Annotated in this window: 17 protein-coding genes and 1 pseudogene; 9 read left to right on the top strand and 9 right to left on the bottom strand. The window is 54.9% G+C overall.

Annotated features, from left to right (window positions below; all coding sequences use genetic code 11):
• Positions 1–69 precede the first annotated feature (69 nt).
• From thiC to ACOTZB_RS22360, 9 genes are all read left to right on the top strand, one after another.
• Entirely contained in the window at positions 70–1,965 is a 1,896-nt protein-coding gene (thiC, locus tag ACOTZB_RS22400) for a phosphomethylpyrimidine synthase ThiC (RefSeq protein WP_421628539.1), read from the top strand.
• Complete coding sequence (gene thiE, locus ACOTZB_RS22395) at positions 1,965–2,606, top strand: thiamine phosphate synthase (protein WP_045404846.1); 642 nt, start codon at positions 1,965–1,967, stop codon at positions 2,604–2,606. Before thiC ends, thiE begins: the two co-directional genes overlap by 1 nt.
• Positions 2,593–3,348: a HesA/MoeB/ThiF family protein gene (locus ACOTZB_RS22390; protein WP_421628538.1), complete on the top strand. Its 756-nt coding sequence runs from the start codon at positions 2,593–2,595 to the stop codon at positions 3,346–3,348. The genes thiE and ACOTZB_RS22390 overlap by 14 nt, the downstream gene beginning before the upstream one ends.
• A complete protein-coding gene (gene thiS / locus ACOTZB_RS22385; protein WP_045404851.1) occupies positions 3,332–3,532 on the top strand; it encodes a sulfur carrier protein ThiS in 201 nt (66 codons plus the stop codon). The genes ACOTZB_RS22390 and thiS overlap by 17 nt, the downstream gene beginning before the upstream one ends.
• 1 nt (position 3,533) lies before the next feature.
• Positions 3,534–4,304, top strand: a complete 771-nt coding sequence (thiG, locus tag ACOTZB_RS22380; RefSeq protein WP_421628537.1) for a thiazole synthase — start codon at positions 3,534–3,536, stop codon at positions 4,302–4,304.
• The gene (thiH, locus tag ACOTZB_RS22375; RefSeq protein WP_193805484.1) at positions 4,301–5,428 is read left to right on the top strand and encodes a 2-iminoacetate synthase ThiH; all 1,128 of its coding nucleotides are present in this window, start codon (positions 4,301–4,303) and stop codon (positions 5,426–5,428) included. The genes thiG and thiH overlap by 4 nt, the downstream gene beginning before the upstream one ends.
• 337 nt (positions 5,429–5,765) lie before the next feature.
• Positions 5,766–7,307, top strand: coding sequence for a sensor domain-containing diguanylate cyclase (locus tag ACOTZB_RS22370; protein WP_421628536.1), 1,542 nt, complete (start codon positions 5,766–5,768; stop codon positions 7,305–7,307).
• Positions 7,308–7,488: 181 nt separating this feature from the next.
• Entirely contained in the window at positions 7,489–7,797 is a 309-nt protein-coding gene (locus ACOTZB_RS22365; RefSeq protein ID WP_421628535.1) for a PTS sugar transporter subunit IIB, read from the top strand.
• Entirely contained in the window at positions 7,797–8,114 is a 318-nt protein-coding gene (locus tag ACOTZB_RS22360) for a PTS lactose/cellobiose transporter subunit IIA (protein ID WP_008503455.1), read from the top strand. Before ACOTZB_RS22365 ends, ACOTZB_RS22360 begins: the two co-directional genes overlap by 1 nt.
• Positions 8,115–8,171: 57 nt before the next feature.
• On the opposite strand, the gene rpoC is transcribed toward ACOTZB_RS22360, so the two are convergent.
• From rpoC to tuf, 9 genes and pseudogenes are all read right to left on the bottom strand, one after another.
• Positions 8,172–12,395 (bottom strand): DNA-directed RNA polymerase subunit beta', encoded by a 4,224-nt coding sequence (rpoC, locus tag ACOTZB_RS22355; RefSeq protein ID WP_421628534.1) that lies wholly within the window; start codon positions 12,393–12,395, stop codon positions 8,172–8,174.
• A 76-nt stretch (positions 12,396–12,471) separates the two neighbouring features.
• A complete protein-coding gene (gene rpoB / locus ACOTZB_RS22350) occupies positions 12,472–16,500 on the bottom strand; it encodes a DNA-directed RNA polymerase subunit beta (protein WP_023334099.1) in 4,029 nt (1,342 codons plus the stop codon).
• Between the two features lie 319 nt (positions 16,501–16,819).
• Complete coding sequence (rplL, locus tag ACOTZB_RS22345; protein ID WP_006176746.1) at positions 16,820–17,185, bottom strand: 50S ribosomal protein L7/L12; 366 nt, start codon at positions 17,183–17,185, stop codon at positions 16,820–16,822.
• Positions 17,186–17,251: 66 nt separating this feature from the next.
• Complete coding sequence (gene rplJ, locus ACOTZB_RS22340; protein WP_001207203.1) at positions 17,252–17,749, bottom strand: 50S ribosomal protein L10; 498 nt, start codon at positions 17,747–17,749, stop codon at positions 17,252–17,254.
• Positions 17,750–18,041: 292 nt separating this feature from the next.
• Positions 18,042–18,746: a 50S ribosomal protein L1 gene (gene rplA, locus ACOTZB_RS22335; RefSeq protein WP_006810530.1), complete on the bottom strand. Its 705-nt coding sequence runs from the start codon at positions 18,744–18,746 to the stop codon at positions 18,042–18,044.
• 3 nt (positions 18,747–18,749) lie between these two features.
• Positions 18,750–19,178: a 50S ribosomal protein L11 gene (rplK, locus tag ACOTZB_RS22330; protein ID WP_008503452.1), complete on the bottom strand. Its 429-nt coding sequence runs from the start codon at positions 19,176–19,178 to the stop codon at positions 18,750–18,752.
• Between the two features lie 155 nt (positions 19,179–19,333).
• A complete protein-coding gene (nusG, locus tag ACOTZB_RS22325; RefSeq protein WP_002438628.1) occupies positions 19,334–19,879 on the bottom strand; it encodes a transcription termination/antitermination protein NusG in 546 nt (181 codons plus the stop codon).
• Position 19,880: 1 nt separating this feature from the next.
• Positions 19,881–20,264: a preprotein translocase subunit SecE gene (gene secE, locus ACOTZB_RS22320; protein WP_014068449.1), complete on the bottom strand. Its 384-nt coding sequence runs from the start codon at positions 20,262–20,264 to the stop codon at positions 19,881–19,883.
• 228 nt (positions 20,265–20,492) lie between these two features.
• Positions 20,493–20,738 (bottom strand): annotated as a pseudogene (gene tuf, locus ACOTZB_RS22315) (elongation factor Tu); the annotation flags it as partial.

The raw sequence follows: 20,738 nt of genomic DNA, 5'->3' as shown, positions 1-20,738 counted from the left end.
CCTGAGGGCGATCCTCTCTTGCTTCATCCGTCGTCTGACAAGCCATGTCCTTCACTTTTGGAATGAGCTATGTCTACTGTAAAACTGACCCGCCGCGAACAGCGCGCACAGGCCCAACACTTCATCGACACGCTGGAAGGCAGTGCTTTCCCGAACTCGAAACGCATCTATATTTCCGGCTCGCAGGCCGATATCCGCGTCCCAATGCGCGAAGTTCAGCTTAGCCCGACGCTTATCGGCGGTAGCAAAGATAACCCGCAGTATGAAGACAACGAAGCCGTGCCGGTATATGACACCTCCGGTCCGTACGGCGATCCTGATGTTGCCATCAACGTCCAGCAGGGTCTCGCTAAGCTTCGCCAGCCGTGGATTGACGCGCGTAACGACTGCGAAGAGCTGAGCGTCCTGAGTTCTGCTTACACCAAAGAGCGCCTGGCCGACGACGGTCTGGACGAGCTGCGCTTTACCGGCCTGCTGACGCCAAAACGCGCTAAGGCGGGCAAATGCGTGACCCAGCTGCACTACGCCCGCCAGGGTATCGTCACGCCGGAAATGGAGTTCATCGCCATCCGCGAAAACATGGGCCGCGAGCGCATTCGTAGCGAAGTGCTGCGCTATCAGCATCCGGGTGAAGGCTTTGGCGCTCGCCTGCCGGAGAACATCACGCCGGAATTTGTGCGTGACGAAGTGGCCGCAGGCCGCGCGATTATCCCCGCCAATATCAACCACCCGGAATCCGAGCCGATGATTATCGGCCGCAACTTCCTGGTGAAGGTCAACGCGAACATCGGTAACTCGGCCGTGACCTCCTCCATCGAAGAAGAGGTGGAAAAGCTGGTCTGGTCCACGCGCTGGGGTGCGGACACGGTAATGGATCTCTCCACTGGCCGTTATATTCACGAAACCCGCGAATGGATCCTGCGTAACAGCCCGGTACCGATTGGCACCGTCCCGATTTATCAGGCGCTGGAAAAGGTCAACGGCATTGCCGAAGACCTCACCTGGGAAGCGTTCCGCGACACGCTGCTGGAGCAGGCCGAGCAGGGCGTGGACTACTTCACCATTCACGCGGGCGTGCTGCTACGCTACGTGCCGATGACCGCGAAGCGTCTGACCGGCATCGTCTCGCGCGGCGGTTCCATCATGGCGAAGTGGTGCCTGTCACATCATCAGGAAAACTTCCTCTACGAGCACTTCCGCGAAATTTGCGAAATCTGCGCCGCGTACGATGTCTCTCTGTCGCTGGGCGATGGCCTGCGTCCGGGCTCTATTCGCGACGCGAACGACGAAGCGCAGTTTGCCGAGCTGCACACGCTGGGCGAGCTGACTAAGATCGCCTGGGAGTATGACGTGCAGGTGATGATTGAAGGTCCGGGCCACGTGCCGATGCAGATGATCCGCCGCAACATGACCGAGGAGCTGGAGCACTGCCACGAAGCGCCGTTCTACACCCTGGGGCCGTTGACCACCGATATTGCGCCGGGCTATGACCACTTCACGTCGGGCATTGGGGCGGCGATGATCGGCTGGTTCGGCTGCGCCATGCTCTGCTACGTGACGCCGAAAGAGCACCTCGGCCTGCCAAACAAAGAGGATGTGAAGCAGGGGCTGATCACCTACAAAATTGCCGCCCACGCGGCTGATCTGGCCAAAGGCCACCCGGGCGCGCAAATCCGCGATAACGCCATGTCGAAGGCGCGCTTCGAATTCCGCTGGGAAGACCAGTTCAACCTGGCGCTGGACCCGTTCACCGCCCGCGCCTATCACGACGAGACCCTGCCGCAGGAGTCAGGCAAAATCGCGCACTTCTGCTCTATGTGCGGGCCAAAATTCTGCTCGATGAAAATCAGCCAGGAGGTGCGCGACTACGCCGCCGCGCAAACCATTGAAGTGGGTATGGCGGACATGTCCGAAACCTTCCGCGCCAAAGGCGGCGAAATCTACCTCAAAAAAGAGGAGGCGTAATGTATAAGCCCGATTTCCCGCCCGTCCCCTACCGTTTAGGGCTCTATCCGGTGGTGGACAGCGTGGAGTGGATAGAGCGCCTGCTGGAGACAGGCGTTCGAACGATCCAGCTGCGCATCAAGGATAAGCGCGATGACGAGGTGGAAGCCGATGTGGTTGCCGCCATTGCGCTGGGGCGTCGGTATAACGCCCGCCTGTTTATCAACGACTACTGGCGGCTGGCCGTTAAGCACCAGGCGTACGGCGTGCATCTGGGTCAGGAGGATCTGGAAACAACGGATCTGAGCGCTATCCGCGAAGCCGGGCTGCGTCTTGGCGTGTCAACGCACGATGACATGGAGATCGACGTGGCGCTGGCGGCCCGTCCCTCTTACATCGCGCTGGGTCACGTCTTCCCGACGCAAACCAAGCAGATGCCCTCCGCACCGCAGGGGCTGACGCAGCTGGCGAGTCACGTTAAACGCCTTGCCGATTACCCCACCGTCGCCATCGGTGGAATCAGTCTTGAACGCGCCCCGGCGGTGCTGGAGACCGGCGTCGGCAGTATCGCCGTCGTCAGCGCCATCACCCAGGCCGCAGACTGGCGTCTAGCCACCGAACAGCTGTTACAGCTGGCAGGAGCGGGTGATGAACGATCGTGATTTTATGCGCTATAGCCGTCAGATCCTGCTGGAAGATATCGCCATCGACGGCCAGCAAAAGCTGCTCGCCAGCCGGGTGCTAATTGTCGGTCTGGGCGGGTTAGCCGCGCCCGCCGCGCTTTATCTGGCAGGCGCAGGTATCGGTACGCTGGTGCTGGCCGACGACGACGAGGTTCACCTCAGCAACCTGCAGCGGCAAATCCTCTTTACTACCGACGATATCAACCAGCCGAAAGCGCAAATCACCCGGCAGCGCCTGAACCAGCTCAACCCGGATATCGCGCTGATTGCCCTGCAGGAACGGCTCAGCGGTGACAACCTCAGCCGTGAGGTCGCCCTTGCCGACGTGGTGCTGGACTGTGCCGACAACATGGCTACGCGCCAGGCGATCAACGCCGCCTGCGTGGCAAATAATACACCGCTTATCACCGCCAGCGCGGTGGGGTTCGGCGGGCAGATGATGGTCCTGACCCCGCCGTGGTCGCAGGGCTGCTATCGCTGCCTGTGGCCGGATGATGCCGAGCCAGCGCGCAACTGCCGTACCGCGGGCATTCTTGGTCCGGTGGTCGGCGTGATGGGCACCATGCAGGCGCTGGAGGCCATCAAGCTGCTCAGCGCCATGGAGACGGAACGCAATACGCTACGGCTATTTGATGCCCGCTCCAGCGGCTGGCGCCAGCTGGCGTTACGCCGCGCCAGCCGCTGCCCGGTATGCGGAGGCCGCGATGCGCATTCTGTTTAACGATGAGCCGATGAGATGCGACGACGGGCTTACCGTTGCCGCACTGCTCGACAAGCTGCGCCAGCTCAAGCCGGGAACGGCGCTGGCGCTCAATCAACAGATCCTGCCGCGCGAGCAGTGGGAAAACCAGCAGGTCAATGAAGGCGACCAGATCCTGCTGTTTCAGGTTATCGCAGGGGGCTGAGATGTTACGTATTGCCGATAAGGTTTTTGATTCGCATCTGTTTACCGGTACCGGAAAATTCGCCTCGCCGCAGCTGATGGTGGATGCCATTTGTGAAAGCGGCAGCCAGCTGGTGACGCTGGCGCTCAAGCGCGTGGATCTGCGTCATCACAACGATGCCATTCTGGCGCCTTTACTGGAGGCTGGCGTCACGCTGCTGCCCAACACCTCCGGTGCCAAAACGGCCGAAGAGGCGATTTTCGCCGCGCAGCTGGCCCGCGAGGCGCTCGGCACCCGCTGGCTGAAGCTGGAAATTCATCCGGATGCCCGCTGGCTGCTGCCCGACCCGATTGAAACGCTGAAAGCGGCTGAAAAGCTTGTGCAGCAAGGGTTTATCGTCCTGCCTTACTGCGGCGCCGACCCTGTCCTGTGCAAACGGCTGGAAGAGGTCGGCTGCGCCGCCGTCATGCCGCTGGGCGCCCCCATTGGCTCCAACCAGGGGCTGGAAACCCGCGCGATGCTGGAAATCATTATTGAGCAGGCTACCGTACCTGTGGTGGTTGATGCGGGCATTGGCGTGCCCAGCCATGCCGCGCAGGCGCTGGAGATGGGTGCTGACGCGGTGCTGGTCAATACGGCCATCGCGGTGGCCGACGATCCGGTCATGATGGCGCGTGCGTTCCGCATGGCCGTTGAGGCTGGCCTGCTGGCAAGGGAATCCGGCCCCGGCTCGCGCAGTTTCCAGGCGCAGGCCACCAGCCCGCTGACCGGTTTTCTGGAGGCGATCTCATGAGCACGTTTACCGAGCGCTGGCGGCAGCTTAACTGGGACGACATTGCCCTGCGCATCAACAGCAAAACGGCGACTGACGTGGAGCGCGCGCTGCATGCCCGCCATCTGACCCGCGAGGATCTGATGGCCCTGCTCTCCCCGGCGGCCAGCGCGTACCTCGAACCGATGGCGCAGCGCGCGCAGCGGCTCACCCGCCAGCGTTTTGGCAACACGGTGAGCTTCTACGTGCCGCTCTACCTCTCAAACCTGTGCGCCAACGACTGCACCTACTGCGGCTTCTCCATGAGCAACCGCATCAGGCGTAAAACGCTCGATGAAGGTGAGATCGCCCGCGAGTGCGCGGCCATTCGAGAAATGGGCTTTGAACATCTTCTGCTGGTCACGGGCGAACATCAGGGAAAAGTGGGAATGGACTATTTCCGTCAGCACCTTCCCGCCATTCGTCGTCAGTTTGCGTCGTTGCAGATGGAAGTGCAGCCCCTGTCGCAGGAGGAGTACGCGGAACTCAAGACCCTCGGGCTGGACGGGGTCATGGTCTACCAGGAAACCTATCACGAGGCGACGTACGCCCGGCATCACCTGAAGGGCAAGAAACAGGATTTCTTTTTCCGCCTGGAAACGCCGGACAGGCTGGGTCGTGCCGGCATCGACAAAATCGGTCTGGGGGCGCTGATCGGGCTCTCTGACAGCTGGCGGGTGGATTGCTACATGGTGGCGGAACATCTGCTGTGGCTTCAGCAGCACTACTGGCAGAGCCGTTATTCCGTCTCCTTCCCGCGCCTGAGACCTTGCGCGGGCGGAATTGAACCGGCTTCGCTGATGGATGAACGCCAGCTGGTGCAGACCATCTGCGCGTTTCGCCTGCTCGCCCCGGAAGTTGAATTATCGCTCTCAACGCGTGAATCCCCGGCGTTTCGCGATCGCGTTATCCCGCTTGCGATTAACAACGTCAGCGCGTTTTCCAAAACGCAGCCTGGCGGCTACGCCGACGATCGTCCGGAGCTGGAGCAATTTGTGCCGCATGACGGACGACGTCCGGAAGCGGTCGCCGCAGCGCTGACGGCGCAGGGTCTTCAGCCTGTCTGGAAAGACTGGGACAGCTGGCTGGGAAGAGCCTCGCAATGACGTTGAAACGCGCTGCAACACCTTAAAAAATTGTCGAGGCGCGACGAAAAGGCAAAACCGGAGAATTGTCAGCGATCGCCCGGTTTTTTATTGTTGCACTGTCAGCAACGGATGCTGACCAGGGCGAAAAGCTTCTTCCTCGTTTCGCCCTGCCTCTGGTTCATTGCACAAACGGCCGCCAGCAGGCTGAATACGTATTTTCTTAATGATTCTTAAGATAAATCATCCCGCCAGAAATCGTGTGCCGTATAATTCACCGCTAACCGCAGGACAGCGACTATGCTGAGAGGATATCGGCAGACGAAAAGTATTCACCATCAGGAACGATGTACAGCTCATGGCACTTCACAGCAAAAAGCTCTCTTTTACCCGGCCAATCATGCTCAGCTTCGCGGGGATCCTCTGCAGTTTTGCGGTGATCGCGATCGCGGTGACGCTTTCGCAACGAAAGGATTTTCTTGAGGATTATCATAAGATAAACAGCAATTTCACGCACAACCTGGCGGTGAACTACACCGAGTCGATCCTGCGTGAAAACGACTATATCCTGGGCCGTGCCGCGATGTACTTTTCGCGTAACGACAGGCTAAACGAGACGCTCAACGTCAACCCGACGCAAGGGCTACAGATGGTGATGCATCTGCAGAACCTGATGCCGACCGTCTCCTCCATCTCGCTGGCGGACACGCAGGGGCATTATCTTCGCGCACCAGAGGTGCTCCCCACGGAGACGAGTAAAACCTTCGATCCCCGGATACGCCCGTGGTTCGTCGCTCAGGCGGAAGCCAGTATCTTCAGTCACTATACCCGTCCCTATATGGACTACTTCACTGGCCATCCGACTGTGACACTCTATAAACCTTTGATTTCGCCTGAAGGGAGACTGAAGGGAACGCTCGCTTTCCATCTCGATTTGACGTCTATGGGCTTCACCCTGCGCCAGATGGTGGCGCCCGTTCAGGGGGAATTCTTCGTCGTCGAGCGCGACGGCGCCGTGGTGCTTCACCCGGATACCGGCGCGCTCTTCAAACAGTACGTGAGCGAAGCGCTGATGGACAAAATGACCAGCGGCGAAGGCCACCTTTACGACAAGAAAAGCAACGTCTGGTATTACTACTACTCGTTTACCAACCCGGACTGGTTTGTCATCTACCGGGTCTCTGGCGAGACGCTCACCGATATCACCCGCCACGAAACAACGATTGTTGGCTGGGGATTTGCGCTGGCGGCCATCATCATCATCCTCTTCGGCTTATACCTGCGCCACGCCTCGCGTAGCGTGCTGATGCACATTATCAATGCCATCAAAACCGGCGACGTCAGCGAGGCGCCACGCCTGGAAGCGATGCTGAGCCATACTATCCAGTCCAATAAAGAGCGTGAGATGGCCTATGTGCGTCAGGCGACTCACGATGCGCTGACGGGCTGTAAAAACCGCCGCGCGTTCGATAGCGATATCGCGGAGCTGCTGAATGCCCAGCAGCCTTTCGCGCTGGCGCTGGTGGACATTGATAACTTTAAATCGATTAACGACACGCTGGGCCACCTGACCGGTGATATCGTTCTGCGCAACGTGGCCCGCGAAGGGATCCAGATCATGCAGCCACATGACGTCTCGATTTACCGCTACGGTGGAGAAGAGTTCGCGGTAATTTTCCAGGCTGAGCAGATGACGTCTGCGCTCTCATTGCTGGAAGCGTGGCGTACCGCCGTTGAAAAGCGCGTCTGGCGGGAAGAAAACCTGCGGGTTACGTTCAGCGGTGGTCTTGGGGAGTGGCATTTTGAACCGCTGGAACAACTTGTCGGAAGCGTTGATAACGCCCTCTACAGCGCCAAACAGCAGGGCAAAAACCGCATTAACCGAACGTCCATCAGCTAATCCTCCCTCTTTCACCCCTGCCCGTTTCGACGGGCCGGGTACCCGACAACGCGAAATTGTAACCGGTTTCAGAAAATCGCCGGTTTCTTTGTGATGCCTGACACACAATCGCGGTAAACCGGTTGTTGAAGCGGTCTGCACGGGATAATTATCAATAAACACATGTAGATCGAGGCTGATTATGAAGAACATCGTTTTATGCTGTGCAGCGGGAATGTCAACCAGCATGCTGGTTCAACGTATGAAAGACGCCGCGCAGAAAAAAGGGGTTGAAGTCACCATTAAAGCCGTTCCGGTTGCGGAGTTTAAAGACAACATCGCGACGGCCGACATCGTATTGCTGGGACCACAGGTTAAATACGAGCAGGCTAAACTCCAGTCGCAGGCCGACCCGTTGGGTAAAAAGGTCGCGGTGATCGACATGATGGATTACGGCATGATGAAGGGTGATGCCGTACTGGAAAAAGCACTCAAACTTCTGGAGTCATAATGGAAGACTTAGAAACCACGATTATGGAGCTGCTGGTCAATGCAGGCGCGGCGCGTAGTGCAGCCCTGACGGCGTTGCAGATGGCGCGTAAAGGGGAGTTTGACGAAGCTGAAAAAGCGATGGAAGAGTCGCGTGAATATGTGAAGCATGCGCACACCATACAGACGCAGCTTATCGGTCTTGATGAGGGGACCGGGAAGCTTCCGGTTAACCTGATCACCGTTCACTCTCAGGATCACCTGATGAACGCGATGGTCATTCAGGATCTGGCGGGCGATATGATTGAGCTTTATCGTCGGATCCCGTTGGTGAATTGAAAACATGCAGATGTAAAAAAACCCGCCGAGGCGGGTTTTTTATTAGCGGCTCAACGATTACTCGTTGTCGGAACCACCCAGACCTGCGTTCAGCAGTTCTGCCAGGCTCGCGGATGCATCTTCAGCAGTCACCTGCTGTGCAGCTGGCAGTTCGCCCGCAGCACGACGACGCATACGATCCTGGTGGTACGCATAACCGGTACCCGCCGGGATCAGACGACCCACGATAACGTTCTCTTTCAGACCGCGCAGTTCATCACGTTTACCTGCAACAGCGGCTTCGGTCAGGACACGAGTCGTTTCCTGGAACGATGCTGCAGAGATGAAGGACTCGGTTGCCAGAGACGCTTTGGTGATACCCAGCAGATCGCGCGAGAAGGTCGCACCGATTTTGCCGTTCGCTTCCAGATCGCGGTTAGCAATCTTGACGCGTGAGTATTCAACCTGCTCGCCTTCCAGGAACTCGGAGCTGCCTGCGTTTTCGATGGTTGCTTTACGCAGCATCTGACGAACGATAACTTCAATGTGCTTATCGTTAATCTTAACGCCCTGCAGACGGTAAACGTCCTGCACTTCGTTGGTGATGTAACGCGTTACCGCGTGTACGCCACGAAGACGCAGAATGTCGTGCGGAGCTTCTGGACCATCGGAAACCACGTCACCACGTTCTACACGTTCACCTTCGAACACGTTGAGCTGACGCCACTTAGGAATCATCTCTTCGTACGGTTCGCTGCCATCTACTGGAGTGATAACCAGACGGCGTTTCCCTTTGGTCTCTTTACCGAAGGAGATGATACCGCTGATTTCAGCCAGGATTGCAGGCTCTTTCGGACGACGTGCTTCGAACAGGTCCGCAACGCGTGGCAGACCACCGGTGATGTCCTTGGTACCGCTGGATTCCTGAGGAATACGCGCCAGAGCATCACCCGCACCGATCTGAATGCCATCTTCCAGCTGAACGATCGCTTTACCCGGCAGGAAGTACTGCGCAGGCATGTCGGTACCCGGGATCAGAACGTCGTTACCCTGAGCATCAACGATTTTCAGTGCAGGACGCAGATCTTTACCACCAGTGGTACGTTCAGCAGAATCCAGAACCACCAGAGAAGACAGACCGGTCAGCTCGTCGGTCTGACGAGTAATGGTCTGGCCGTCGATCATGTCAGTGAAGCGGATGAAACCACTTACTTCGGTGATAACCGGCATGGTGTGTGGATCCCAGTTTGCAACGGTTTCACCGCCGGCAACCTGCTCGCCATCACCTTTCGCCATAACCGCACCGTAAGGCACTTTATAGCTCTCTTTGGTACGACCGAATTCGTCGATCAGCTTCAGCTCGGTGTTACGAGAGGTCACAACCAGCTTGCCTGCGGAGTTAACAACAGACTTCGCGTTGCTGAGCTTGATGCTACCTTTGTTTTTCACCTGGATGCTGGATTCAGCAGCCGCACGAGATGCCGCACCACCGATGTGGAACGTACGCATCGTCAGCTGTGTACCCGGCTCACCGATGGACTGTGCCGCGATAACGCCGATTGCTTCACCTTTGTTGATGATGTGGCCACGCGCCAGGTCACGACCGTAGCAGTGCGCACATACACCAAAGTCGGTGTCACAAGATACAACGGAACGTACTTTCACGGAGTCAACAGAGTTCGCTTCCAGCAGGTCACACCAGTGCTCGTGCAGCAGCGTGTTACGTGGAACCAGAATGTCTGCAGTACCCGGCTTCAGAATGTCTTCCGCGGTTACACGACCCAGAACGCGATCGCGCAGTGGCTCTTTAACATCACCGCCCTCGATAACCGGGGTCATGGTGATACCTTCGAGGGTGCCACAATCGTCTTCGGTCACAACCAGATCCTGCGCAACGTCAACCAGACGACGCGTCAGATAACCGGAGTTCGCTGTTTTCAGTGCGGTATCCGCCAGACCTTTACGAGCACCGTGCGTGGAGATGAAGTACTGGAGTACGTTCAGACCTTCACGGAAGTTCGCGGTGATTGGCGTTTCGATGATGGAGCCATCTGGCTTCGCCATCAGACCACGCATACCTGCCAGCTGACGAATCTGAGCTGCAGAACCACGCGCACCGGAGTCGGCCATCATGTAGATGCTGTTGAAGGAAACCTGCTGCTCTTCTACGCCGTCACGGTTAATCACGGTTTCGGTCTGCAGGTTATCCATCATCGCTTTGGATACACGATCGTTCGCCGCTGCCCAGATATCGATAACTTTGTTATAGCGTTCGCCCGCGGTAACCAGACCAGACTGGAACTGCTCCTGAATCTCAGCAACTTCGGCTTCCGCTTCAGAGATGATCTCGTGTTTCTTCTCTGGGATGACCATGTCATCGATACCAACAGATGCACCTGAACGCGCTGCATAAGCAAAGCCGGTATACATTGTCTGGTCAGCGAAGATAACGGTCGGCTTCAGACCCAGAATGCGGTAACAGGTGTTCAGCATTTTGGAGATCGCTTTCTTGCCCAGCGCCTGGTTGACGATGGAGAAAGGCAGACCTTTCGGTACGATCATCCACAGAATGGCACGGCCAACGGTCGTGTCTTTCAGGCTGGTTTTCGCAACGAATTCGCCGTTTTCATCTTTTTCGTATTCGGTGATACGCACTTTAACGCGCGCATGCAGAGAGGCCAGGCCAGCGCGATAAATACGCTCAGCTTCTTTCGGGCCAGTCAGCACCATGCCTTCGCCTTTGGCGTTAACACAGTCACGGGTCATGTAGTACAGACCCAATACAACGTCCTGAGAAGGAACGATAATTGGTTCACCGTTCGCTGGGGACAGGATGTTGTTAGTAGACATCATCAGCGCACGCGCTTCGAGCTGGGCTTCCAGCGTCAGCGGTACGTGAACAGCCATCTGGTCACCATCGAAGTCGGCGTTATAGGCCGCACAAACCAGCGGGTGCAGCTGGATAGCTTTACCTTCGATCAGGACTGGCTCAAATGCCTGGATACCCAGACGGTGCAGAGTTGGTGCACGGTTCAGCAGTACCGGGTGTTCGCGGATAACTTCGTCCAGGATATCCCAAACGACAGCTTCTTCACGCTCAACCATTTTCTTAGCGGCTTTGATGGTGGTGGCGAGGCCACGCAACTCCAGCTTGCCGTAGATGAACGGTTTGAACAGCTCCAGTGCCATTTTCTTCGGCAGACCGCACTGATGCAGACGCAGGTATGGACCTACGGTGATAACAGAACGGCCGGAGTAGTCAACACGCTTACCGAGCAGGTTCTGACGGAAACGACCCTGCTTACCTTTGATCATGTCGGCCAAAGATTTCAGAGGACGTTTGTTAGAACCGGTGATCGCACGACCGCGACGACCGTTATCCAGCAGGGCATCTACCGCTTCCTGCAGCATACGTTTTTCGTTTCGTACGATGATGTCCGGCGCAGCCAGATCCAGCAGACGTTTCAGACGGTTGTTACGGTTGATAACGCGACGATAGAGATCGTTCAGATCGGACGTTGCGAAACGACCACCATCCAGCGGAACCAGTGGACGCAGATCTGGCGGCAGAACCGGCAGAACGGTCAGGATCATCCACTCTGGTTTGTTACCAGACTGAACGAACGCTTCCAGCAGTTTGATACGCTTGGTCAGCTTTTTACGTTTGGTTTCGGAGTTGGTTTCGTTCAGCTCTTCACGCAGCTGCTCGCACTCTTGCTCCAGATCCATGCTCTTCAGCAGGGCCTGAATAGCTTCCGCACCCATCTTCGCGTCGAATTCGTCACCGAACTCTTCCAGCGCGTCCAGATACTGCTCTTCAGTCAGGATCTGATGACGTTCCAGGTTCGTCATCCCGCCTTCGATAACCACATAAGATTCGAAGTACAGAACGCGTTCGATATCGCGCAGCGGCATATCCAGCAGCAGACCGATACGGGACGGCAGAGATTTCAGGAACCAGATGTGAGCGGTCGGAGACGCCAGCTCGATGTGGCCCATACGCTCACGACGCACTTTGGTCTGGGTCACTTCAACGCCGCACTTCTCACAGATCACACCACGGTGTTTCAGGCGCTTGTACTTACCGCACAGGCACTCGTAATCTTTTACTGGCCCGAAAATACGCGCACAGAAAAGGCCGTCACGCTCAGGTTTGAACGTACGGTAGTTGATGGTTTCCGGCTTTTTAACTTCACCGAAAGACCATGAACGGATCATGTCTGGCGAAGCCAGAGCAATTTTGATCGCATCAAACTCTTCGGTTTTAGTCTGCGCTTTCAGAAACTTTAATAAATCTTTCACGGATTTGCTCCCGTCGGAGTTAGCACAATCTGGTGCCGGGGGTTAACCCGGCACCAGTGACTTGTTTGAGCGAGAATTACTCGTCTTCCAGTTCGATGTTGATACCCAGCGAACGAATCTCTTTCAACAGTACGTTGAAGGATTCTGGCATGCCCGGCTCCATCTGATGGTTGCCGTCCACGATGTTTTTATACATCTTGGTACGACCGTTCACGTCATCAGACTTAACGGTGAGCATTTCCTGCAGGGTGTATGCCGCGCCGTATGCTTCCAGCGCCCACACTTCCATCTCCCCGAAGCGCTGACCACCGAACTGTGCCTTACCACCCAGCGGCTGCTGAGTAACCAGGCTGTAAGAACCGGTAGAACGAGCGTGCATCTTGTCGTCGACCAGGTGGTTCAGTTTCAGCATGTACATGTAACCTACGGTTACCGGACGCTCGAACTGTTCACCGGTACGGCCGTCAAACAGCGTAATCTGACCAGACGTTGGCAGACCACCCAGTTGCAGCAGCTCTTTAATTTCAGCTTCTTTCGCACCGTCGAAGACCGGCGTTGCGATTGGCATACCTTTTTTCAGGTTTTCAGCCAGACGCAGCACTTCTTCATCGCTGAAGGTATTCAGGTCGACTTTCTGACGCACGTCGGTACCCAGATCGTAGGCACGCTGGATGAATTCGCGCAGTTTCGCGACTTCTTCCTGCTGCTTCAGCATGGCGTTAATCTTGTCGCCGATACCTTTCGCAGCCATACCCAGGTGAGTTTCCAGGATCTGACCGATGTTCATACGAGACGGTACGCCCAGTGGGTTCAGTACGATATCTACCGGCGTACCGTTAGCATCATGCGGCATATCTTCGATCGGGTTGATCTTAGAGATAACACCCTTGTTACCGTGACGACCTGCCATCTTATCACCAGGCTGGATCTGACGTTTAACGGCCAGATACACCTTAACAATCTTCAGCACGCCTGGTGCCAGATCGTCGCCCTGAGTGATTTTGCGGCGTTTCGCTTCGAGTTTTTTCTCGAACTCGTGTTTCAGTTCGTCATACTGCTCAGCCAGCTGTTCCAGCTGATTTTGTTTCTCTTCGTCGGTCAGGCCCAGTTCCAGCCAGCGATCGCGTGGCAGTTTGTCGAGCTTCTCAGCTTCAACGCCACCGGCAACCAGCACCGCATAGATACGGCTGAACAGACCCGCTTCGAGGATCTGCAGTTCTTCAGACAGGTCTTTCTTAGCCTGTTTGAGCTGCATCTCTTCGATTTCCAGCGCACGCTTATCTTTCTCAACGCCGTCACGGGTGAAGACCTGAACGTCGATAACCGTACCGGAAACACCGTTTGGTACGCGCAGAGAAGAGTCTTTAACGTCAGACGCTTTCTCACCGAAGATTGCACGCAGCAGTTTCTCTTCTGGCGTCAGCTGGGTTTCACCTTTAGGCGTAACCTTACCAACCAGAATGTCGCCGCCGGTCACTTCCGCACCGATGTAAACGATACCGGATTCATCCAGTTTGGAGAGCGCAGCTTCACCCACGTTAGGGATGTCAGCGGTGATCTCTTCTGGCCCCAGCTTGGTGTCACGGGACACACACGCCAGTTCCTGAATGTGGATGGTGGTGAAACGATCTTCCTGAACCACACGCTCGGAGACGAGGATGGAGTCTTCGAAGTTGTAACCGTTCCACGGCATGAACGCTACGCGCATGTTCTGACCGAGCGCCAGTTCACCGAGGTCGGTGGACGGGCCGTCTGCCAGCACGTCGCCGCGCTCAACTGGCTCACCCAGAGATACGCAAGGCATCTGGTTGATACAGGTGTTCTGGTTAGAACGGGTGTATTTGGTCAGGTTATAAATGTCGATACCTGCTTCGCCCGGATACATCTCGTCTTCGTTAACTTTGATAACGATACGGGATGCATCGACGTACTGAACAGTACCGCCACGTTTAGCAACCGCAGTAACACCGGAGTCAACGGCAACAGCACGTTCCATACCGGTACCAACCAGCGGCTTATCAGCGCGCAGAGTTGGAACGGCCTGACGTTGCATGTTCGCACCCATCAATGCACGGTTGGCGTCATCGTGTTCCAGGAACGGGATCAGGGACGCACCGACGGATACCACCTGCTGGGTGGATACGTCCATGTAGTCAACCTGGTCGCGGCTGAACAGGCTTGATTCGCCTTTGCTACGGCAGGTAACCAGATCTTCTACAAAGTGGCCTTCGTCATCCAGGTTGGAGTTCGCCTGAGCGATAACGTAGTTGCCTTCTTCGATAGCAGACAGGTAGTGAATTTCGTCGGTTACAACACCGTCGGTCACTTTACGGTACGGGGTCTCGAGGAAACCGTATTCGTTAGTCTGTGCGTACACGGACAGGGAGTTGATCAGACCGATGTTTGGACCTTCAGGCGTTTCGATTGGACATACGCGACCGTAGTGCGTCGGGTGTACGTCTCGAACTTCAAAGCCTGCGCGTTCACGGGTCAGACCGCCTGGGCCGAGTGCAGAGATACGACGTTTGTGCGTAATCTCAGACAGCGGGTTGTTCTGGTCCATGAACTGAGACAGCTGGCTTGAACCGAAGAACTCTTTCACTGCTGCAGAAATCGGCTTGGCGTTGATCATATCCTGAGGCATCAGGGTATCCAGATCGCCCAGAGACAGACGCTCTTTCACCGCACGCTCTACACGTACCAGGCCAACGCGGAATTGGTTTTCCGCCATTTCGCCTACGGAACGGATACGACGGTTGCCGAGGTGGTCGATATCGTCCACTTCGCCTTTACCGTTACGGATATCGATGAGCTTCTTCATCACTTCGATGATGTCGTCTTTGCTCAGGATACCGGAACCTTCGATTTCGTCGCGCAGCAGAGAACGGTTGAACTTCATACGACCAACCGCGGACAGATCGTAGCGGTCTTCGGAGAAGAACAGGTTCTCGAACAGGCTTTCCGCCGCTTCGCGAGTTGGTGGCTCACCAGGACGCATCATGCGGTAGATTTCTACCAGCGCGCTCAGACGATCGGTGGTTGGGTCGACGCGAATAGTCTCAGAGATATACGCACCGTGGTCCAGATCGTTGGTGAACAGCGTTTCGATACGTTTGTGACCAGACTGGCTCAGCTTAGCCAGCAGATCCAGGCTCAGCTCCATGTTCGCTGGGCAGATCAGCTCACCCGTTGACTCGTCAACGTAATCTTTCGCGGCTACTTTTCCTGCAATGTACTCAACCGGAACTTCGATGAGTTTGATATCATCTTTTTCCAGCTGGCGGATGTGGCGCGCGGTGATACGGCGACCTTTTTCCACATACACTTTGCCGTCAGCTTCGATGTCGAACGACGCGGTCTCACCACGCAGACGTTCCGGCACCAGCTCCATCTGCAGCTTGTTGTCGCGGATTTCAAAGATCACTTTCTCAAAGAACAGGTCCAGGATCTGTTCAGTGGTGTATTGCAGCGCACGCAGAATGATGGTTGCAGGCAGCTTACGACGACGGTCGATACGGACAAACAGGTTGTCTTTCGGATCAAACTCGAAGTCCAGCCATGAACCACGGTAAGGAATGATGCGTGCGTTATACAGTACTTTACCGGAAGAGTGTGTTTTACCTTTATCGCTGTCGAAGAAGACGCCCGGGCTACGATGCAGCTGGGAAACGATAACACGCTCAGTACCGTTGATAACGAAAGTACCGTTGTCCGTCATGAGTGGAATTTCACCCATGTAGACTTCTTGTTCTTTAATGTCTTTAACGGTGCCTTCCGGCGCTTCGCGCTCGTAGATCACCAGACGCAGTTTTACGCGCAGCGGTGCGGAATAGGTCACGCCACGGATCTGACATTCCTGAACGTCAAACACCGGTTCGCCAAGGCGGTAGCTGACGTACTGCAGCTCGGAGTTACCGCTGTAGCTCTGAATCGGGAACACGGAGCGGAAGGCTGCTTCCAGACCGTACTGCCCTTCAGGATCTTGCTCGATAAACTTCTGGAACGAGTCAAGCTGGATAGAAAGGAGATATGGAATGTCCAGAACTTGTGGACGTTTACCAAAATCCTTACGAATACGTTTTTTCTCGGTATAGGAGTAAACCATAGGGTTCCTCAGCTCGCTGACAAGTCGACCCATCTGTCCGACGAAGGGACAGTTTGTGCAACACCATTTTGTGGACCGGAAAATTGAATACTTTCCGCAATACCTGTTGCTATCACGCTTAAATCATTTCGTCGCGATTTACACAGAGCGAGCACCCTGTCGCAATATATTAAGTCGTCGATAGAAACATGCATTGTCAGGACAATCAGCAGTCAAACAGTGTGAAATGCTACTGATGCCTTACAGCGCAAAAAGGCTGGTGACTAAAAAGTCACCAGCCATCAGCCTAATTACTCAGGCTGCAACCAGAAAAGTTGGCTTATTTAACTTCAACTTCAGCGCCAGCTTCTTCCAGAGATTTTTTCAGTGCTTCTGCGTCGTCTTTGCTCACGCCTTCTTTCAGCGCAGCTGGAGCAGATTCTACCAGGTCTTTAGCTTCTTTCAGACCCAGGCCAGTTGCGCCACGTACTGCTTTGATAACAGCAACTTTGTTAGCGCCAGCAGCTTTCAGAATTACGTCGAATTCAGTTTTTTCTTCAGCAGCTTCAGCCGGGCCCGCAGCTACAGCAACAGCAGCAGCAGCAGAAACACCGAATTTTTCTTCCATTGCAGAAATCAGTTCTACAACGTCCATTACGGACATAGCTGCAACTGCTTCAATGATTTGATCTTTAGTGATAGACATTTAAATTGTTCCTGAAAATCAGAATAAGTTTATACGTAAGCAAATGCTTTATAAAGATAACTGCGATTAAGCAGCTTCTTTCGCATCGCGAACAGCAGCCAGAGTGCGAACCAGTTTGCCAGCCGAAGCTTCTTTCATGGTTGCCATCAGGCGTGCAATTGCTTCTTCGTAGGTCGGCAGGGTTGCCAGGCGATCGATTTGCGATGCCGGGATCAACTCACCTTCAAAGGCTGCAGCTTTGACCTCAAATTTTGCATTCGCTTTCGCGAACTCTTTGAACAGACGAGCAGCAGCGCCCGGGTGTTCCATAGAGTATGCAATCAGGGTCGGACCAACAAACGTGTCTTTCAGGCACTCGAACTGAGTACCTTCAACTACGCGACGCAGCAGGGTGTTACGAACAACACGCATGTATACGCCAGCTTCACGACCTGCTTTACGCAGTTCAGTCATTTTGTCTACAGTAACGCCACGGGAATCCGCAACTACTGCAGACAGCGCGCCTTTGGCTACTTCGCTGACTTCAGCAACAATCGCTTGTTTGTCTTGAAGATTTAAAGCCATTAGCTTTGCTCCTGGATGTTTGCCGGAACTCATGTTCCGGAACTCACTTCACTCTCCCCAACGGAAAGAGCGTCTTAATACGGTGAGCAGAAACAAGCCAGAGTATCCAAAAATAATCTTAGCGTTCTGTCACCGTCTACGCAGGGGATTAAGTCTCTTGCGAAACACCTGCGGTCTTCGACGGAGGCCTGGATTAGGCCAGGCTCCAACGAACAAATCTTTTAGCCGCTAACTTTCGTTAGCAAACGTGGGGGGTAAGATTGTAGACAAAATCACCGCCCACGTAAAGGCATTAGTTTGCAGCAGCGCTCAGGCCAGCCTGGTCAACTGCAACACCTGCACCCATGGTGGTGGAGATGCTAACTTTCTTGATGTACACGCCTTTCGCCTGAGTTGGTTTTGCTTTTTTCAGCGCAACCAGCAGAGCTTCCAGGTTTTCTTTCAGTTTGTCAGCGTCAAAGTCCACTTTACCGATGGTGGTGTGGATGATGCCGTTTTTGTCGTTACGATAACGAACCTGACCTGCTTTAGCGTTCTTAACCGCTTCAGCAACGTTAGGAGTTACAGTACCCACTTTCGGGTTTGGCATCAGGCCGCGTGGACCCAGAACCTGGCCCAGCTGGCCAACAACGCGCATTGCATCTGGAGAAGCAATAACAACGTCAAAGTTCATTTCGCCTTTCTTGATCTGATCAGCCAGATCTTCCATACCTACCAGTTCAGCACCTGCAGCTTTAGCAGCTTCAGCGTTTGCACCCTGAGCAAATACAGCTACGCGAACGGAACGGCCAGTACCGTGTGGCAGTACAGTTGCGCCACGAACGTTCTGATCGGATTTACGCGCGTCGATGCCGAGGTTAACGGCAACGTCAACGCTTTCAACGAACTTAGCAGTTGCCAGTTCTTTCAGCAGAGCGATAGCTTCGTTGATGTCGTACTGCTTGGTCGCATCAACTTTGTCACGGATCACGGACATGCGCTTGGTCAGTTTAGCCATTTCTTAGTCCTCCACTACCAGGCCCATGGAACGTGCAGTACCTTCGATTGAGCGAGTCATCGCTTCAATGTCGGCACCAGTCATGTCGGCAGCTTTGGTCTGCGCGATTTCCTGCAGCTGAGCGCGGGAAATTTTACCCACTTTGTCTTTGTTCGGTTTACCGGAACCAGACTTAATACCAGCCGCTTTTTTCAGCAGAACAGCTGCTGGAGGGGTTTTGGTAACGAAAGTGAAAGAACGGTCAGCGTAAACAGTGATTACGACTGGGATTGGCAGACCTTTTTCCAGGGATTCGGTTTTGGCGTTGAACGCTTTACAGAATTCCATGATGTTCACACCCTGCTGACCCAGAGCTGGACCAACTGGTGGACTTGGGTTCGCCATACCAGCTGCAACCTGCAGCTTGACGTAGGCTTGTACTTTCTTAGCCATTCTAAAATCCTCTGATTGGGTGATAGCGCCTCAGGGAGGCTCCCCGTGAATAAAATTCGTTTTACGGGCCGGGCCCATAAAAACAAAAGGCGCGAAATTGTATTCCAATCTCGCGCCCTGTGCAACGATTAAATCGCCGCTTTTTTGATCGCTGCTTAGGCTTTTTCGACCTGCGCAAAGTCCAGTTCTACCGGGGTCGCACGACCGAAGATAGAAACAGAAACTTTCAGGCGGGACTTCTCGTAGTCCACTTCTTCAACCACACCGTTAAAGTCAGCAAACGGACCGTCGCTAACACGAACCATTTCACCCGGTTCAAACAGCGTTTTCGGACGCGGCTTATCACCCACCTGCTGCAGGCGGTTCATAATCGCATCAACTTCTTTGTCGCTGATTGGCGCCGGACGGTCAGACGTGCCGCCGATAAAGCCCATCACGCGCGGTACGCTGCGCACCAGGTGCCAGCTCGCGTCGTTCATCACCATCTGAACCAGCACGTAACCCGGGAAGAATTTACGCTCGCTTTTGCGACGTTGGCCGCCACGGATCTCAACCACTTCTTCGGTCGGAACCATAACTTCGCCAAATAACTCTTCCATGTTGTGTAATTTGATATGCTCACGCAGCGACGTTGCTACGCGGCCTTCAAAACCGGAAAACGCCTGAACGACGTACCAACGCTTTTTAGGGGCTTCAGACATCTTAGAACCTCAGGCCAGTAATAAAGGAAACCAGGCGAACCAGAATACCATCCAGTCCCCACAGGATCAGTGACATTACCGCAGTCACTGCAGCCACGATCAGAGTGGTGTGCAGTGTTTCCTGGCGAGTCGGCCAAATAACCTTGCGGACTTCGGTACGTGCTTCGCGAGCGAAAGCAACGGTTGCTTTACCTTTAGTCGTCAACAGCGCGACACCGCCCGCTGCAGCAATCAGAATCACCACTGCCAGCGCGCGGAGCGGCAGCATCATGTCACGATAAAGATAGTTGCCAACGATTGCCACAATCAGCAGCACGGCAACAGCGACCCACTTCATCGCTTCCAGGCCGCGCCCGCTCCCTTGAGCTTCGGTATTCGCACTCATAAACCAACCTGTCAGAAGAATTCTACAAATAATTTCACCCCGCGATTGCGAGGCGAGCCAAATCGAAACGCTAATCCCTTTATGGATTATACGCTCTCTGCAGAGCCTGTCTCAGCAATGATTATGACAAAAATAATCACTGATGAGCCAGGTTCTGATGTGAAAGCGTGCAAAAAGGGCATCAAATGATGCCCTTTTCATGCGCATTGCGTCAAATGTTATCAGCGATTAGCCGAGAACTTTAGCAACCACGCCCGCGCCAACGGTACGGCCACCTTCACGGATTGCGAAACGCAGACCGTCGTCCATCGCGATTGGGTGGATCAGCGTCACAACCATCTTGATGTTGTCGCCTGGCATTACCATCTCAACGCCTTCTGGCAGTTCGATGGTACCGGTCACGTCAGTTGTACGGAAGTAGAACTGTGGACGGTAGCCTTTGAAGAACGGAGTATGACGGCCGCCTTCGTCTTT

Origin of the sequence: Enterobacter cloacae complex sp. SHL020 (genome assembly GCF_049236945.1) — a bacterium.
Lineage (GTDB): Bacteria > Pseudomonadota > Gammaproteobacteria > Enterobacterales > Enterobacteriaceae > Enterobacter > Enterobacter dykesii.
Note: the sequence above shows the minus strand (reverse complement) of the source record. Positions and strands in the feature narration are given on the sequence as shown.

Excerpts from the sequence above, each read along its gene's own strand:
- thiC (WP_421628539.1), top strand. The coding sequence starts at position 70 with ATGTCTACTGTAAAACTGACCCGCCGCGAACAGCGCGCACAGGCCCAA.
- thiE (WP_045404846.1), top strand. The coding sequence starts at position 1,965 with ATGTATAAGCCCGATTTCCCGCCCGTCCCCTACCGTTTAGGGCTCTAT.
- ACOTZB_RS22390 (WP_421628538.1), top strand. The coding sequence starts at position 2,593 with ATGAACGATCGTGATTTTATGCGCTATAGCCGTCAGATCCTGCTGGAA.
- thiS (WP_045404851.1), top strand. The coding sequence starts at position 3,332 with ATGCGCATTCTGTTTAACGATGAGCCGATGAGATGCGACGACGGGCTT.
- thiG (WP_421628537.1), top strand. The coding sequence starts at position 3,534 with ATGTTACGTATTGCCGATAAGGTTTTTGATTCGCATCTGTTTACCGGT.
- thiH (WP_193805484.1), top strand. The coding sequence starts at position 4,301 with ATGAGCACGTTTACCGAGCGCTGGCGGCAGCTTAACTGGGACGACATT.
- ACOTZB_RS22370 (WP_421628536.1), top strand. The coding sequence starts at position 5,766 with ATGGCACTTCACAGCAAAAAGCTCTCTTTTACCCGGCCAATCATGCTC.
- ACOTZB_RS22365 (WP_421628535.1), top strand. The coding sequence starts at position 7,489 with ATGAAGAACATCGTTTTATGCTGTGCAGCGGGAATGTCAACCAGCATG.
- ACOTZB_RS22360 (WP_008503455.1), top strand. The coding sequence starts at position 7,797 with ATGGAAGACTTAGAAACCACGATTATGGAGCTGCTGGTCAATGCAGGC.
- rpoB (WP_023334099.1), bottom strand. The coding sequence starts at position 16,500 with ATGGTTTACTCCTATACCGAGAAAAAACGTATTCGTAAGGATTTTGGT.
- rplL (WP_006176746.1), bottom strand. The coding sequence starts at position 17,185 with ATGTCTATCACTAAAGATCAAATCATTGAAGCAGTTGCAGCTATGTCC.
- rplJ (WP_001207203.1), bottom strand. The coding sequence starts at position 17,749 with ATGGCTTTAAATCTTCAAGACAAACAAGCGATTGTTGCTGAAGTCAGC.
- rplA (WP_006810530.1), bottom strand. The coding sequence starts at position 18,746 with ATGGCTAAACTGACCAAGCGCATGTCCGTGATCCGTGACAAAGTTGAT.
- rplK (WP_008503452.1), bottom strand. The coding sequence starts at position 19,178 with ATGGCTAAGAAAGTACAAGCCTACGTCAAGCTGCAGGTTGCAGCTGGT.
- nusG (WP_002438628.1), bottom strand. The coding sequence starts at position 19,879 with ATGTCTGAAGCCCCTAAAAAGCGTTGGTACGTCGTTCAGGCGTTTTCC.
- secE (WP_014068449.1), bottom strand. The coding sequence starts at position 20,264 with ATGAGTGCGAATACCGAAGCTCAAGGGAGCGGGCGCGGCCTGGAAGCG.